Raw genomic sequence first — 16,631 nt, 5'->3', positions numbered from 1 at the left:
GACACTGCCGTAAAGCAAACAACCTGCCGAGCCGTGAAGCGGACAGTCCGGTGGACTGTCCGTAGGTGAGGGGAGCGGCTGTGCCGCGACGGAAATCCGTGAGGATTTCGGTTTGTAGGCAACGTGGCGAGCCGTCAGGCGAGTCAGCAGGGTGCGGGCGTAGCCCGTCCGAAATTGCTGTAGCACTGCCGTAAAGCAAACAACCTGCCGAGCCGTGAAGCGGACAGTCCGGTGGACTGTCCGTAGGTGAGGGGAGCGGCTGTGCCGCGACGGAAATCCGTGAGGATTTCGGTTTTTAGGCAGTGTGGCGGGCCGTCGTATGCCGATCAGATTGACACCGGCGGAGAACGGTTCTGCTCACGGAAGTGACGGTACGATAGGTGGCAGGTCGGTATCCGAGAACGGCCGGATGGGAAGGACTTGCCATGATCGATACGACGTTTGCCCAGTTGCGTAGCGCTTACGAATCCGGTCGTACACGGCCCCTCACTTGGCGACGGGAACAGTTGGACGCGTTGCGACGGATGATTGCGGAGCATCGCGAGGATTTTATTGCGGCGCTGATGGTCGATCTAGACAAACCGGCTGCAGAAACCGTGCTGATGGAGCTGAATCTGGTGGCAGACGAGGCTCGATTTGTACGTAACCGGTTGAGTAGATGGGCTGCCCGGCGTCCCAAGCCGATGCCGGCGGCGCTGCAGCCTGCGGCCGGTTGGACCGTGGCTGAGCCCAAAGGTGCGGTGCTCGTCATAGCACCGTGGAATTATCCTGTGTTGCTTGCCTTGGCACCATTGGCTGATGCGCTTGCCGCCGGTAATGCCGTGTGCTTGAAACCTTCTGAGCTGGCCGCGAACACATCACGACTCATTGCCGAATTGGTACCGCAGTATCTTGACCCGGAAGCGGTGTGTGTGGTCGAAGGCGGTGCGAAAGAGACCGGTGAGTTGCTGAAACAACCGTTCGATCATATTTTCTATACCGGTGGCGAGCGGGTCGGAACAATCGTGATGAAGGCTGCTGCTGAGCATTTGACGCCGGTCACGTTGGAACTTGGCGGCAAATCGCCTTGTTTCGTGGACCGTACAGCGGACATCAACGTTGCTGCACGGCGTATTGCCTGGGGCAAATTCGCCAACGCAGGACAGACCTGCGTGGCCCCTGATTATGTACTTGCGACGCCGGACGTGGCTGAGAAGCTCGCGAAACGTATCGCTGTGGCTATCACTGAATTCTTCGGAGAGAACCCGCGATCCTCACATGATTATGGTCGCATTATCAACAATCGTCACATGGAACGACTCATTGGATTATTGCCAGCCGGTACCGTGCCTTCCGAGACGCCAAGTTCGCCGTTGGTGGTGGCCGCATCCGCGGTCGGCGCGGCCATGGATATGATGGGCAGACGCATTAATGCGGGAGTCGTTGCCAATCGGCATGGACGTGGCATTGACGCTGATGATTCGGAATCGACGAGCGACATTGTGCCGGTGCCAGGTGTGAGCGATCCGACCGGCCGTATAATCTGCGGCGGCAAGGTGGATCGTGAAGCGCGTTATTTCGCGCCAACCGTACTGTACGGCACTCAGCCGGACGCAGCAGTAATGCAGGAGGAGATTTTCGGTCCGATTTTGCCGATTCTAGTGGTGCGGGATGTCGATGCGGCCATTCGGTTCATGAATACCCGGCCTAAGCCGTTGGCTGCATACGTTTTTTCCAACGACCATGCGGTAAGACTCGCCTTCGAACGGCGTACCAGTTCCGGTGCGTTGGGATTCAACCTGCCGCTGGGACATCTGTTGTCCAGCAGACTGCCATTTGGGGGAGTAGGGGCTTCCGGTATGGGCGCTTACCACGGCAAAGCCGGATTCGATACGTTCAGTCACATCAAGACGGTGGTGGTCAAGCCACAGTTCCCGGATACGTTGCGAGTGGTCTATCCGCCATTCACGGAGGCCAAGCAACGATTCTTCGACCTCATCACCAGACTGAGCTGAGAGACAACTTGTTGCCCTCTCCGATGAGAGCTAGGCGTGATGTCCTCACGCCAACCAAAACGAGAAAAGCTCCCCAATGGGAGCTTTTCTCATGTTCAGCCTATCGCGTTTGCTCAATGCGTGATGATGCGTGCGGTAGCAAGGCGCACCGAAGGAAGCGGTACGGAAGGTACCGCGACCGAGGAGCAACGCAGCTAACGCTCCATCATCAGGCATTCAGCTTGCTGAACTGATTGAGGTGGCGTAAATGCAAGGCGCGTCGAGGAAGGCGTACGAAGGTACGTCAACGAGACAGCAACGCCGCAGATGCGCCGCATCAATCAGTTCAGCGCTTTGAAGCCGATGTCGTGGCGGTAGAACAGTCCGCGCGTCTCAAGCTTGTCGATAATCGCGTAGACCTTTTCCTGTGCTGCCTTGATGTCTGGAGCTGAGGTCTCCACCAGCAACACGCGGCCGGAGTTGGCGACCAGACCGCCCTTACCGTCAGATACCACGCCAGCGTAGTAGACGTGAGAATCCTCATCTACCTCGATTTCCGGTACACGGGCACCCTTGATCACATGCTCCGGGTAGCCATTGGAAGCGAGCACCACGCCGAGTGTGGCATTGTGCTCATCCCAAGTGAATCGCGGCGTGCTGTTGTCAAGGATCGCGCTGATGCCTTCGCCTAGATCAGAGGTGAGCTTCGGCAATACGACTTCGGTCTCCGGGTCACCGAAACGAGCGTTGAACTCGATAACCTTCGGGCCGTCCGCAGTGGCGATAAGCCCTGCGTACAGAATGCCTGTGAACGGCGTACCTTCCGCAGCCATGCCTTCCACGGTGGGACGAACGATGGTTTCGATGGCCTCATCCACTACGGATTGCGGGATCTGCGGAACCGGGCTGTAGGCGCCCATGCCGCCGGTGTTCGGGCCCTCATCGCCATCATGAGCACGCTTGTGATCCTGGGAAATCGGCATAGGCCAGAATTCGGTGCCGTTCACAAAGCTCATGAGGGAGAATTCCTGACCTTCCAGGAAGTCTTCGATAACAACCTTGGCGCCGGCGGAACCGAAACGGTGGTCGATGAAAATGTCCTCCAGAGCACGCTGTGCAGTGTGCTCGTCCATGGCCACGGTCACGCCCTTGCCGGCGGCCAGACCATCGGCCTTGATCACGATCGGGGCACCGTGCTCATGGACATAATGCTGAGCGCTTTCCAGATCGGAGAACGTCTGGTACTTGGCGGTGGGGATGCCGTGACGTTCCATGAGCTGCTTAGCGAAGTCTTTGGAGCCTTCGATCTGAGCCGCGGCCTTGTTCGGACCGAACGCCTTGATGCCGGCTGCGGCGAAATCGTCCACCAGACCTTCAATAAGCGGGACTTCCGGGCCCACAAAGACCCAGTCGTAGCCGTTGTCCTTCACGAAATCGATGAGTGCGGCATGGTTTGATTCACTGAGAGCCGTGGTATGAATACCATCCTTGAGCATGCCGGGATTGCCGGGGGCTACGGTCACTTCATCTACACTGGCACCCTTGAGCAGGGTGTAGGCGATGGTGTGCTCGCGTGCGCCCGAACCGATGACCAGAACCTTCTGTCCCATTTTTTCAAAGTCCTTTCGCATATTTGGCTTCTGTTGTTGTACTGCACGGCACAACAACAGAAGCCAAAATGAACGTCTTACTTCAGTACGATCTGGGTGCCGTCTGCATCCGGGGCGATGCGACCGATGATGTAGCCGGTCTCGCCGTTGGACTTGAGCAGATCAAGGGTTTCATCCGCGCGGTCAGCGGATACGGCAAGCACCATACCGATGCCCATGTTGAAGATGTTGTACATCTCCTTGTGATCGATCTCGCCGGCCTTTTCCAACACGTTGAAGATCGGCAGCACAGGCCAGGTGCCAAGTTCGATTTCGGCGGCCAGGCCGTCCGGGATCATACGCGGAATGTTCTCGATGAAACCGCCGCCGGTGATGTGGGCAACGCCCTTGACGACGCCGGCCTTGAACAGCGGGGAGAGGGCCTTGACATAGATCTTGGTGGGAGTGAGAATCACCTCGCCGAGGGTCTTGCCGTCCAGTTCGTCCAACACGGTGTCCACGGTGTAGCCGGCCTGTTCGAACAAAGCCTTGCGCACCAAGGAGAAACCGTTGGAGTGAATGCCGGTAGACGGCAGACCGATGAGCACATCGCCTTCGGTGATGCCGGACCCATCCACGATGGCGGATTTCTCGGCCACGCCCACGGAGAAGCCAGCCAGATCGTACTCATCCTCGTCGTACATGCCCGGCATTTCAGCGGTTTCGCCGCCCACCAGAGCGGAACCCGCCTGCACGCAACCGTCCGCTACGCCGGCCACAACCTGTTCCAGCAGAGCGGGATCGTTCTTGCCGCAAGCGATGTAGTCGAGGAAGAACAGCGGTTCGGCACCCTGGGCGGCGATGTCGTTGACGCACATGGCCACGCAGTCGATGCCGATGGTGTCATGCTTGTTCATCATCTTGGCCACCATGAGCTTGGTGCCCACGCCATCGGTGCCGGAGATCAGCACCGGCTCCTTGTATCCGAGGGAGGCCAGGTCGAACAGGCCGCCGAATCCGCCGATGCCGCCGACCACACCGGGACGGTTCGTGCGGGCCACGTGCGACTTGATGCGCCTGACGACTTCGTATCCGGCTTCGACGCTTACGCCGGCGTTTTCATATGCTTTGGGCATTGTGGGCCTTTCTTGCTGCTCTTGCTGTGGTTAGGTAACGTATTGGTTGGATAACGGGGAGCGGCGATATGATCAGTCGCCGTCGGGTTGCACCGTGTATTCGTTGCCGATGTACTTGCTCTTGTAAAGCGCGAATTCGGGCAGACGAACGCGATCCTCAGGCGTGAGGGACTTCAGGAAGTCGGCTTCGTAATCGTCCAATGCGGTGGGGTAATCGCCATTGAAGTAGGCGACGCACAGGCCTCCGTATGGGGCGTCCGCATTCAGGCCGATGGACTCGACGAGGCCGTCGAGCGAAAGATAGGCCAATGAATCGGCACCGATGAACTCGCGAATCTCCTCTACGCTCATTTTGGCAGCGATAAGCTCCTTGGTGGTGGAGATGTCGATGCCGTAGAAGCAAGGGTATTTTAGCGGCGGGGAGCTGATGCGCATATGCACCTCGGCCGCGCCCGCCTCCTTGAGCAGCTGTACGATGCGCTTGGACGTGGTGCCGCGCACGATGGAATCGTCGATGACGATAACGCGCTTGCCCTTGACCACGCTGCGCACGGCGGAAAGCTTCATACGCACACCCTGTTCGCGCAGTTCCTGTGTGGGCTGGATGAAGGTACGAGCCACATACTGGTTCTTGATCAGACCCATTTCGTTGGGCAGGCCCGCAGCTTCTGCATAGCCCGATGCGGCGGATAGGGAAGAGTTCGGCACGCCGATGACCATATCCGCCTCGACCGGAGACTCGGCGGCGAGACGTGCGCCCATACGCTTGCGGGCGGAGTGCACGTTGACGCCGTAGATATCCGAATCAGGACGGGCGAAGTAGATGTACTCCATTGAGCAGATGGCCAGTTGGGTGTTGTGGGTGTACTGCACGATCTTGTAGCCGTGTTCGTTGATGACCACGATCTCGCCCGGACGAATGTTGCGCACCAGTTCGGCTCCGACCACATCCAGTGCGCAGGTTTCGGAGGCCAGTACGTACGCGCCGTTCTTCATCTTGCCCAGAGACAGCGGGCGGAAACCGTTTGGATCAAGTGCGCCGATCATCGCGTCTTCGGTCATGAGCAGGTAAGCGAAGCCGCCATGAACCGTGTTGAGCGCTTCCTTGAGCTTGTCCATGAAGGTGCGCTGCAGGGAGCGGCGGATCAAGTGCATGAGCACTTCGGTATCCGAGTTGGAATGGAAGATCGCTCCCTCGTCCTCCAGCTTGCGGCGCAACGACGGGCAATTGGTCAGATTGCCGTTGTGGCACAGGGCCACGTCGCCGTCATGGAAGCGGAAGATGAACGGTTGGATATTGTCTGTGGTACCGGAGCCCGCAGTGGCGTAGCGCACGTGGCCGATGGCGCGATCGCCTTTCAATCGTTCGATTTCACGCTCGTCGCCGAACACCTGGGTCAAGAGGCCCAGGCCGCGGTGTCCGATAAGGTGACCATGGTCATTGGAGACGATGCCGGCGCCTTCCTGACCGCGATGCTGCAACGCGTGCAGACCGAAATAGGTGAGTCGAGAGGCGTCGGGATGACCCCATACGCCGAAGATGCCACATTCCTCATGAATGTCTTCGAGTTCAGCCGACAAGCCAAAGCTCCTTTTCAAACGTGGTCAAACATGGAGTTCACTACTTGTTCACCCTACCAATCGGCGGCTACATCGAGCGCCCGGTCATGCCGTAGATGCTTCCCGCGTGGTGAGCATGGCGAAGGTCAAGGGGACTAGGAAGAAGACAGGCATCAGATAACGCATGGTTTCATCCGTGGTGGTTACCGGGGAAAGCCAGAGGATCGCGTTCCACGCGATGAGAGGAATGAGGGTTTTCATGGCAGCGCGGTATCGGCGGCTTTCTTCTATAAGAAAGATCAACGTCCATGTGGACCACAGCGCCTTGGACGATGTCAGCATACCGATTGGCGATTCCTGGAACCAGGAGATGGTGTCCTCCATTACCCCGGCGATGCGTCCGTCGTTGAATGTTAATCCCAGCTGACCGGCACCTTCGAAATGACGCGTCACCATATGTGTCGGTGTCGGAGTCAGATAGGCGTTGTGATCGCTGTCTGAACTGTGCGGGAAGGCGAACCATCCTTGCTCCACAGCCAGATACGATTGCATATAGGTTATCGGGTGGCGTATGCCTTCGCTGACCCATGCCTTGAGGAACGCGGGCAGGGCCTGTTCCTGCTGCGGGCTCCACGTGTCTCCCTTGACACTGTCCACGGTCCAATATGCGTATCGGACGGTTGCCTCACGGCCGAGCATATCGGTAAAGGCCTGTCGGTCGGCGTCGCTCATGCTCTCTCCGTGTTTGTTGAGCGTCAACGCGGCCTGCTGAAATGCCTGTCCGAGTAATTCTTGTTTGCCACCCGGCGTGACATGGAATAGCGGCAGCACTATCAGCGGCATGATGAGGCAGGTGAGTGATAACGAGCACACTGTTGCGCATATCAACGTCGATATGATGGTTCGCTCACCGGAAATATGTGTTGCTGCGCCGCTCTGTTTCTGCTCGGAGCATTGTTGCTGTACATGTGCGATATGGCATTGTCGTTGCGCGCGTATGGGTCGCCTCATGTATATCTCGTGCCGTATCCACCGCGCGAGATACATGATGGTGACGAATATGATGAAGATTGCTCCGGTCTTCTTGGTCAGCGTGATGAAGCATGCGCAGCACGTCAATGCTGCTGTCCATGCTTTGGGGTGCAGGACAGACAGCCTGCGCTGGGGGATGCCATTGCTGATGGTGACCGGACCGATGAAGAGCAGCAGGATGAATGTCAGAAGAAACGGCAGATTCGTGGAATCCTTCGCCACAGCGCAGGCCCATATCGGCACTGGTGGAAATGCGCAGAGCAGCACTCCGACGAAACGTTGCGCTCGTCTGGACGCGCCCAGCATGCCCAGACTGTACAGGAATACAGCCACGACGCCAGCGGTGAACAGCATCTGCAGCAGGGAGAATGCGAAAATACCTGCATCCGCCGATCCCAACGCGCGTCCGGCATCCATGAACAGGCCGTATAGCATGGTGTCGAATATCGGATGATGATCGTTGAGCTGGCCATCTGTATAGACGTTCGGCAATCCGCCCCATTGCAGCAGTTGCTGTTCGGTGTCGTACCAGATGACTCCCGGATACAGCAGTATGGCATATGGCAGCCAGCATAGCGATATCAATGCGAATGTAGCCGATATTTGGCGAACAGGATGCCGCTGATCCCGTGGATGCGCATTCGTATATTGACTCTGGTTACCGGATGGAGGCGCCACCCAAGGCCATATTGATTCACTGTCATGTGCATCTGACGCACGTAGCCAATCCATGCCTCTGCGCCCGATTGCGTACAACACTGAGAGTGTACATACATAAGTGGCGAATCGTATAGGCCAGCTTGCCGGCGGCGGCATGACTTTCCCGGCGTCAAGCAGATCGGCGAGCAATCCCATCCCGGCCAATGCTCCAATGGCAATGACGGTGGATGGGCGGACCTGAAAGCGGTGGTGACTGGGAGGAGTTTCTGGTTGCCCGGTGTCTATGGGACGAACGGTATCGTCAGGAGACGTCGAATTTATCGGTTGCCGTGCCCCGTTCATGATGCCGTGGGCGCGCCGCAGTTGCTGCAGAATCGGGTGCCGGGCGCCACAGGATTGCCGCATTGCGTGCAGTACTTAGACTGTGAGGCATTGGATTGCTGGGATGTCGGTGCTGCGAACTCGGATTGTTGCGTATCGTTGCCATAGCTCGGAAGCGGTACTGAAGGAATCGTGCTCGACGCCGGTGTGGGCATTGGTATTTGCGGTTGTGGTGCTGGTGCCATTGCGACAGGCGTGGGGAGCGACCTTGCTGGCATCGCTGCAACGGGAGCTGTCGCCGGAACTGGAGACGGGTGGTGCTGGTGTTTGCGTATGACCAATGCCACGATGATGGCAATAGCCAGTACGCCCACTGCACCGGCGGCGATGATGGGAATCCACGGGACTTGCGGTGAGGGGTTGGCCTTCGATTCCTCGGAGGTGTTCTTGGAAGCGCTCTTCAGTCCAGTCGGCCACATGGTGACGGTCTGTCCTACGCGCAGGAGCAGATGTGTGCAGTCGGCATCTGCAACTATGCCCACGGATTGCAATGATGCGCCAGCCGATTCCTCCGGAGGATCGGTCAGCATCGGATTCATGTCGCCAGACTTGAGGTCAAGCAGCTGTACAGAGTCAATGGGCCCTGAAAAGTTTTTCTTGCCGGTAATCGGCAGAATCAGGGATTTTCCATCTGGTGTGACCCGGAGAGCCGTATTGGAGGTGACTATCGCCGGGTAGCGCTGTATCTCCGTGCCGTTGCTGATGTCGTATGCCCGGACGCTGCCGCCATCTGATTCATACGTCGAGACATAGAACGTCTTGCCGTTGGGGCTGATGGCGGTGGTCAACGGAAGAAAGTACGCGTTTTGTCCGGGATTGTCGATGTGATGCAGGATATCTCCGGTGTCGATGTCGAAGACATCGTATCCGTCGGCGTCGTATGTCAGTATGCGTTTCCCGTTGTCCAGCACCGCCACGATTCCCATGGGCAGTGAGTTGGAGAAGTCGATACTGGAAGTTGTTTTACCGCTTGTGGCATCTATGATGTCGAGTGACCAATCGTCATCTTGGTCGCCGGATTGCGCGATGTATAGCGTTGCCCCGTCGGAGGATGCGCCTACAGCCAATTCGTTGCCGGTGCCGTCGATGTTGGCGTATCGGGTCGCCTTGTGCTGGTTGAGATCGACCGAAGTGTATTGGATGGTGCTGTGCGCGTCGTTGCCGGTTTCGGCGAATATGGCCAATTGCGATGCGTCGGAAGGCGAGATTTTCATGTTGAACCCGTCTGGCTCGCCATCGTAGATTTTCAGGACATCGATTTGTTTGCCGTCTTTGGTGTCGAAAACATTCATCACGCCTTGCTTGGAGCGGGACAGGTAATACAAGTACCTGCTGTCATCCGAAGCGTAAATGGAGGGGGACATGAGCGCGACGGATTAATTGCCGTTGTCGTACAACTTGTTCATATCGTCCGGCGTCATGGCGTCGGACAAATCGATTTCCTGCGATTGTGCGTTGGCGTCCTCTGACGCCCAAACGGTGGGTGCGAAACAGACGGATGGAAGCATGCTGAATACGGCGACGAATAGGACGGTCATAAGCGCGTATGCTTGTCGCGCGCTGACATGTGTCATATTCGATGCGATGGTGCCGTGATGTCGGTCGTTGCCTGAACCATGACATGCGTAACCTGATGGTTGTTGATGAATCGACATTGATCACCCCTTTCCCCCATGCGTCATCCGTTGACACATATCCATTATAGAAAGCGATTGCGCATCGCAGCAGTCGGTGTGTCGAACAAATGTTCGAGTTTTCTGGTATGCTGTATTGCAAGGATCGAACAAATGATGCGCGAATGAGGCATGAGAAGGGCAGGTGGGATCGATGGGGGAGGGGCGAAGCCGATCTCGGGTCTATCTGGCCATTGATCTGAAATCCTTCTACGCTTCGGTGGAGTGTGTGTCCCGCGGATTTGACCCGCTGACCACGCACTTGGTGGTGGCGGATGAAACACGTACCGATAAAACCATCTGTCTGGCCGTTTCTCCATCACTCAAGGCTTATGGCATTCCCGGTCGTCCGCGTTTGTTCGAGGCTAGGCAACGGTTGGCCCAAGTCAATATGATGCGTGCGGTTCGTGCGCCGGGCGGGCGGTTTGTGGGGGAGTCGTATCGCGCTCGCGAATTATCTGTGCATCCGGGGCTGAAGGCGACTATGGTGATCGCGCCCCCTCGGATGGCGCACTATTTGCAGGTCAGTGGGCGAATATACGGCATCTATTTGAAATATGCGGCTCCTGAACATATTCATGTCTATTCGATCGACGAGGTGTTCATCGACGCCACGCCGTATCTTATGTCGTTGAACATGACGCCGCATGAAATGGCTCGTGCCATCGTGCGCGACATTCTCGACGAGACCGGCATCACCGCCACCGCGGGTATCGGCACAAACATGTATCTGGCCAAGGTCGCTATGGATATCGTGGCCAAACATATGCCCGCCGATGCGGATGGGGTACGCGTGGCGGAGCTGGACGAGATGTCCTACCGGCGGCTGCTGTGGAACCACAGGCCGCTCACCGATTTCTGGCGCGTAGGACGTGGATACGCGCGCAAACTGGAACGGGCCGGTCTGCTGACCATGGGAGACATCGCCAGATGTTCGGTGGGGCGGGCCTCCGATTATTACAACGAGGATCTGCTGTATCGCATGTTCGGAGTGAATGCCGAACTGCTGATCGACCATGCTTGGGGTTGGGAGCCATGCACTATCGCGGACATTCAGGGCTATGAGCCGGACGCGCACAGCACCAGCATCGGCCAGGTGCTCACCGGTCCGGCCGCATGGCATACCGCACGGCTTATCGTCAAGGAGATGGCGGATGCGCTTGCCCTTGATCTGGTCGGTAAAGGTGTCAGGACGAATCGGCTGATGCTTGCCGTGGGATATGACGGCGGCAGCCTTGATCCCGGCAAGCTCGATGATTGCGAGGGGGAGTCGATCAGAAAGCTGGCCGAGTGTGCGGCGGAAGAGTACAAAGGGCCGATAGTCTACGATCATTATGGTCGTAAAGTGCCGAAGCCGGCGGTCGGTGCTATTGGATTGGGTGATTATACGGCATCCGCCGCACGCATCCGCAGGTCCATGGCGTCGTTGTTCGAACGTATCTCGAATCCGCTGCTTTTGGTGCGGCGCTTGACTGTGATAGCCGACGATATAGCCACGCCGGAAGAGCTCGCGGCTGGTAAGCGGTACGAACAGCTCGATCTGTTCGATCAAGCGGAATCGTCTGAACTGGGCGCGGGAGAAGTGCAAGACGACGCGGCTCGTGATTTCAACGCATATCGGGATCCGGTGGTCGGTACAGGTTCGTCGGGGGGCGCCAGTGAAGCCATCGAACGCACGCTGTTGGACATCAAACAACGATTCGGCAAGAACGCGGTGGTCAAAGCGATGAATATGGAAGATGGCGCTACCGGTCTTGAGCGGAACAATCAGATAGGAGGGCACCGCGCGTGACGCTTCAGGAGACCCATAAATACGATGACATCATCGCTATGCCGCATCATCAATCGCGCAAACATTCCCACATGTCCCGGCATAAGCGTGCCGCGCAATTCATGCCGTTCGCGGCTCTTACCGGCTATGAACGAGTGATTGCGCAAACCGCCGAAGAAGCCGAAGCCGCCATCGCCAAGGCCGAGTCCCAAGGCGACGACGACTTCGGTGCATGAACGTCAGCCCACGTGACGCTCGAAGCGGTGGAAGCCGGTGATCTTGTCGATTTCAGCCATGGCGTCAGCCGGAATCTCGAAGCCGGAGGCCTTGATGTTGTTTTCGAGCTGGCTCGGCTTGGAGGCGCCGGCAATCACGCAGCTGATTTCCGGATGCTGCAGAATCCAAGCCATCGACAGAATCGGCAGGTTGGTGCCGAGCTCGTCGGCCACCTTGCGCAGCTGCTCGACCTTGTCGAGGTTTTCGTCGGTCAGCAGGTCGTTGATCTGATGGTCGGACTGCCAGGTTGCGCGGGAGCCGGCCGGCAGCGGCTGGCCCTTGCGGTACTTGCCGGTCAAGAGACCCTGGGCGGGCGGAGAGAACGTGGTGATGCCGATGCCGAGTTTGCGGCATGTGCCCATGATCTCATGCTCGATGTAGCGGTCCTGCAGGTTGTACTGTGGCTGCACCACGGTGATCGGGTAGAGGTTGTAGCGGTCGATGATGCGCTGGGCCTCTTCGAGGCGAGCTGAACCCCACTCCTCGGAAACGCCGTAGTAGAGCACCTTGCCCTGTGCCACGAGATCGCTCATGGCGCGCAAGGTTTCGGTCAGGTCGGTGGTTTCGTCGAAGCGATGGCAGAAGTACATGTCGAGGTAGTCAAGCTGCATGTTCTTCAGCGTCTGGTTGATGCTTTCGAAAATGTGCTTGCGAGACAGGCCGCGGTCGTTTACGCCGTCGCCGGTGGGGAAGAAGACCTTGCTGGAAATAACCAGTTCCTTACGGGGATACTCCTTCAAGACCTCACCGAGGAAGCGTTCCGCTGCGCCGCCCGAGTAGGCGTCCGCGCAATCGAAGAAGTTGACGCCGTTGTCATATGCCAACTTCACGGTCTCATGGGCCACGTCCTCGGCCGCCGTGCCTTTGAGGTCCGTGACCCAGCTGCCCAGCGCGATTTCGCTGATCTTCAATCCCGACTTGCCCACGCTGCGATACTTCATTGTCTGCTCCTTTGTTCGTTGCGTGTCGTGTGAGGAACGGAGACGCCGCCTCGCACGTCAATTGCTCGCCGATTGTTTATCGATAATATCACGGAATTTCCGTGAGCGCTAACAATTCATATTGAAACAGTTCAACCGCACTTGAACGCAAACTGTCAGGTTGCCGTTGCGCGTGTCGCGGCCTGTGCCCCATCGCACGGGACAGAAACAAAGAACGGCGAGATATCTTGCTCATCATGAGTATGAATCACCGCAACGGATTCGTACTTGTTATCTTGGTGTGCAGTCCTCGACTGCTGCAGATCGTGGGGCACTGCGAACGCATTGCATCGCATTGCATCGCATCGGGAATGGAAACAGGGGGGAAAGCATATGGCGGAGACACTGACCATGCTGTTGTTCTGCGCGGCGCTGTTCATCAGCGTGGGTTTTGGGTGGTCCATCATCCCCGCGCTGCTCATCGGTGCGCTGCTCTTTTTCGGTTACGGTCTGATCCGGAAAGTGCCGTTGCGGAATATGGTCGTCCACGCAGCCGGCAGCGTGCGCACCACATCAACAGTGCTGGGCACATTCGTACTGATCGGTCTGCTGACCTCACTATGGCGAGCCAGTGGCACCATCGCATACATCGTAACCTACGCGATTACGGTCATACATCACGTGACGGTGTTGCCGCTCAGCTTCCTGCTTTGCTCGGGCATGTCTGTGTTGACCGGATCTTCCTTCGCCAGTGCGGCAACGATGGGCACGATCTGCATGTCTCTCGGTTTGACCATGGGCGCAAATCCGATGATTCTGGGCGGGGCGATTCTGGCCGGCGTCTACGTAGGGGATCGCTGTTCGCCGGTATCCACCAGTGCACTGCTCGTCGCCCAGCTCACGCACACCAATCTGTTCAACAATCTCGGACGCATGGTGCGTACCGGTGCCATACCGTTCGCGCTGAGCTGCCTGACATATGTGGCAGTCGCCATAGCAGACAGTTCAGGAAGCCACTATGGCTCGCTATCCAGCGCAATGCATTCTTCGGCCGCAACCGGATCGCCGACGGCAACGGCAGATGCAACGGACATCGCCGCGCTCTTCTCCTCAGCCTTTCACCTGCATTGGCTGACGGTACTGCCGGCGATTGTCGTCATCGTACTGGCGCTGATACGGGTGGATGTACGGCTGATCATGTTCGCCAGCATCATCGTCTCGACGGCAATCTGCATCGGAGTGCAAGGCATGGGACTGAGGGACCTTGTGGACTTGCTGGTGTTCGGGTACCACTCGAAAAATCCGCAGGTCGCCCTGCTGCTCGATGGCGGAGGCATGGCTTCCATGCTCACCGTGATGGTAATCGTATGTATTTCAGCCGCTTATTCCGGTATTTTCGCGCAGACTCATATGCTTGATCGTCTGCAACTTGCGATATCGAGCATGGCTGGACGTGTCGGAACCGTTACCGCCACCGTCATCACCGCGGTTGGCGCGGCAATGCTCGCCTGCAACCAAACCTTGGCCATCATGCTGACTCATCAGCTTTGCGCAAGTCTGTATCGTCGTGATGCCGCACATGATGACGGGAAACGCAGAAACGCCGGTACGGTGGACGACGATAGGAACTCTGCCGTAAGTACCGGAGACGAAGGTGCCTCGACTGATGACGATGGTCGCGCGCGTCTGGCGCTCGCCATCGAGGATTCCGCCGTGGTCATTGCGCCGCTGGTGCCTTGGGCTATCGCGAGTGCCGTGCCGCTGGCCACCATCAATGCGCCGACATCGAGTCTGTTTGCCGCCGTCTTCCTGTTTTTTGTGCCCCTGTCTCGTATCGCCGGGGAATTGGTCACCAGAAAAACAGCATCAGTCTTGCGCTGACAATGCGTTCCGCATGGCATTGCTGTACTGTGCCACGAGATCGGACAGACGCATCGAAGCGTTCGCCGGGCTGGTGGATGGCAGCGGCGTCATTGGGATAGCGATGCCCCTTGCGATCAGGCGAGGCTTGATAAGCGTGCGATACAGCTGGGCCGATTTCGTGCCTGTGGTGAAGACATGGATGATCGGAGCGGCCTGAAGAATTGGCGTCAGATCGTTCGGTACGGCGTTGCGAATGCTGGAATCGGCCGCTCCCGTGATATCGCATGAGGCGATCACATCCCACAACGCGAAGTGATGACGTAAGGCGAACGAGCGACGGGATTCCGCCGTATCACCGGTGATGTCATTCGCATCGTCGGCGAACACCGCTTCCATTACTGGCCAGAACCGGTTGCGTGGGTGCATGTAATAAAACGATGCCTCACGGGATTTCGGACTCGGCATGGACCCGAGAATCAAGAGTCGCGACTCTGCATCCCATACCGGTCCGAACCCATGCTCGACATGCGTATATCCGTTCACAATCGTACAAAAACGGTTGGGGAGCCGGACGGAAGGTCACTGGCATGAATGGGCGAGCCGTCAGCGGAGAGACGGAATACGGTCAAATTGTTGGAGACCTCGTTCGCCACCAGTAGCAAATCACCTACTGGCAGAATATGACGCGGGCGGCTTCCACCGCAGTCGATACCGCGACCTTGCCATCCCGGAGCCTGGATCGGAGCCAGACGGGACAGACGCTCGCCGTCCCACTGCAGTGCCACGATGCGTTCCGATCCACGCAGACCGACATATGCGATGCCAGAAATAGATGGTTCGGTTTCGGTTTTGTCATTGCGCAATGAGGACCACGGCACCAATGCCAGTGATGCAGCCTGATCGAGGGGATCTCCGCCGAGATCGACGGTCTGTAGCACTGCAATGCCATCGGCTTCGCTGTGATCGCCGGTATCGGTACTGGCGGTATCCGGGCCCAGCATCGTTACCGTATCGCTCCATTCGCCGACTACAGCCACACGCCATTGCACCATCGCATCACCTGCGACCGGCAGCAGATGCATGTCACGTGGGCCGGTGCCAGGCTCCAATGCCACCGCTCCGACTCGCTCCAGAACGCCGTTGCTCCATCGATGCACGTAGATGCGATCCGCTCCCAGATCGGTGGACAACACACGACCATCCGGCAACGGCAGTATCCAGTGCGCATGCGGACCCTCTTGCGCCGGCAACGGGCCATGACCCTCACCGGTCAACACCTGAGTGGCGTCCAACACTGCGCCACCGGCGGCGATGGGATGGACACAGACATGCCCGTCAGCATAATTGGCCACGATGAGATGCTTTGCGCCCAGATCATCGGTGACGACAACCGCATGCGTCGGGCTGGCACCGGGCTCCGCCACACGGGATAATTCGGTCAGAACCGGCGAGGCCGGGTGCTCGATGCGAAACGCGGCGACTTCATTCGTATCCTCCAGTACGGCGTACAACAGGTCACCGTCGCGTTCGATCCAAGTAGGGGAAGGAACGTCGGCCAGCACACCGTCTTTGACCAATGCCAAGGATGATGTCGCTGAGCCGAATGAAACAGTTGCGTCGCTGCCGGTCGCGCTGTCGCTGTTTGCCGGACGCAGGGATACCGCTTCGATGCCGGGACAAGAGGATCCGCGTGCCGCTCCGAACCCGCCAACCAATACCGTGAGATTCGCATGTAGTTCAGTCATGATGCCCTAATGTACTCTCAGACATGCTTTGCCGGTATTTTCCTTGTCTTCG

Annotated in this window: 13 protein-coding genes; 4 read left to right on the top strand and 9 right to left on the bottom strand. The window is 57.8% G+C overall.

Annotated features, from left to right (window positions below):
• Positions 1-425: 425 nt before the first annotated feature.
• Positions 426-1,994, top strand: coding sequence for an aldehyde dehydrogenase family protein (locus tag CUU80_RS07650; protein WP_100496717.1), 1,569 nt, complete (start codon positions 426-428; stop codon positions 1,992-1,994).
• 320 nt (positions 1,995-2,314) lie between these two features.
• Here the strand turns inward: CUU80_RS07650 and purD are convergent, their stop codons facing one another.
• The 6 genes from purD to CUU80_RS07620 all read right to left on the bottom strand — a co-directional run bounded on the left by purD (position 2,315) and on the right by CUU80_RS07620 (position 9,986).
• Positions 2,315-3,583: a phosphoribosylamine--glycine ligase gene (gene purD / locus CUU80_RS07645; RefSeq protein ID WP_100496716.1), complete on the bottom strand. Its 1,269-nt coding sequence runs from the start codon at positions 3,581-3,583 to the stop codon at positions 2,315-2,317.
• A gap of 77 nt (positions 3,584-3,660) precedes the next feature.
• Entirely contained in the window at positions 3,661-4,698 is a 1,038-nt protein-coding gene (purM, locus tag CUU80_RS07640) for a phosphoribosylformylglycinamidine cyclo-ligase (protein ID WP_100496715.1), read from the bottom strand.
• Between the two features lie 72 nt (positions 4,699-4,770).
• Positions 4,771-6,279 (bottom strand): amidophosphoribosyltransferase, encoded by a 1,509-nt coding sequence (gene purF / locus CUU80_RS07635; protein WP_100496714.1) that lies wholly within the window; start codon positions 6,277-6,279, stop codon positions 4,771-4,773.
• An 84-nt stretch (positions 6,280-6,363) separates the two neighbouring features.
• A complete protein-coding gene (locus CUU80_RS07630; RefSeq protein ID WP_100496713.1) occupies positions 6,364-7,875 on the bottom strand; it encodes a DUF6020 family protein in 1,512 nt (503 codons plus the stop codon).
• Between the two features lie 413 nt (positions 7,876-8,288).
• Entirely contained in the window at positions 8,289-9,695 is a 1,407-nt protein-coding gene (locus CUU80_RS07625) for a zinc-ribbon domain-containing protein (RefSeq protein ID WP_133119407.1), read from the bottom strand.
• A 12-nt stretch (positions 9,696-9,707) separates the two neighbouring features.
• Positions 9,708-9,986, bottom strand: coding sequence for a hypothetical protein (locus CUU80_RS07620; protein WP_100496711.1), 279 nt, complete (start codon positions 9,984-9,986; stop codon positions 9,708-9,710).
• 172 nt (positions 9,987-10,158) lie between these two features.
• On the opposite strand from CUU80_RS07620, the gene CUU80_RS07615 reads away from it, so the two are divergent.
• Both CUU80_RS07615 and CUU80_RS07610 read left to right on the top strand, forming a co-directional pair.
• Positions 10,159-11,796 carry a Y-family DNA polymerase gene (locus CUU80_RS07615; RefSeq protein WP_100496710.1) on the top strand — a complete coding sequence of 546 codons (1,638 nt, stop codon included), beginning with the start codon at positions 10,159-10,161 and terminating at the stop codon, positions 11,794-11,796.
• Positions 11,793-12,011 (top strand): hypothetical protein, encoded by a 219-nt coding sequence (locus tag CUU80_RS07610; protein ID WP_100496709.1) that lies wholly within the window; start codon positions 11,793-11,795, stop codon positions 12,009-12,011. The genes CUU80_RS07615 and CUU80_RS07610 overlap by 4 nt, the downstream gene beginning before the upstream one ends.
• 3 nt (positions 12,012-12,014) lie before the next feature.
• On the opposite strand, the gene CUU80_RS07605 is transcribed toward CUU80_RS07610, so the two are convergent.
• Positions 12,015-12,992: an aldo/keto reductase family protein gene (locus CUU80_RS07605; RefSeq protein ID WP_100496708.1), complete on the bottom strand. Its 978-nt coding sequence runs from the start codon at positions 12,990-12,992 to the stop codon at positions 12,015-12,017.
• A 372-nt stretch (positions 12,993-13,364) separates the two neighbouring features.
• Between CUU80_RS07605 and CUU80_RS07600 the strand changes: the two genes are divergently transcribed.
• Positions 13,365-14,852 (top strand): Na+/H+ antiporter NhaC family protein, encoded by a 1,488-nt coding sequence (locus CUU80_RS07600; RefSeq protein WP_100496707.1) that lies wholly within the window; start codon positions 13,365-13,367, stop codon positions 14,850-14,852.
• On the opposite strand, the gene CUU80_RS07595 is transcribed toward CUU80_RS07600, so the two are convergent.
• Both CUU80_RS07595 and CUU80_RS07590 read right to left on the bottom strand, forming a co-directional pair.
• Entirely contained in the window at positions 14,838-15,377 is a 540-nt protein-coding gene (locus CUU80_RS07595; RefSeq protein ID WP_165775886.1) for a DNA-deoxyinosine glycosylase, read from the bottom strand. The two genes, CUU80_RS07600 and CUU80_RS07595, sit on opposite strands and share 15 nt — an antisense overlap.
• Entirely contained in the window at positions 15,374-16,579 is a 1,206-nt protein-coding gene (locus CUU80_RS07590; RefSeq protein WP_100496705.1) for a lactonase family protein, read from the bottom strand. The genes CUU80_RS07595 and CUU80_RS07590 overlap by 4 nt, the downstream gene beginning before the upstream one ends.
• Positions 16,580-16,631: the final 52 nt, after the last annotated feature.

The sequence above is a fragment of the Bifidobacterium scaligerum genome (genome assembly GCF_002802865.1).
Classification (GTDB): Bacteria; Actinomycetota; Actinomycetes; order Actinomycetales; family Bifidobacteriaceae; genus Bifidobacterium; species Bifidobacterium scaligerum.
This window is presented reverse-complemented; position numbering and strand designations above follow the sequence as displayed.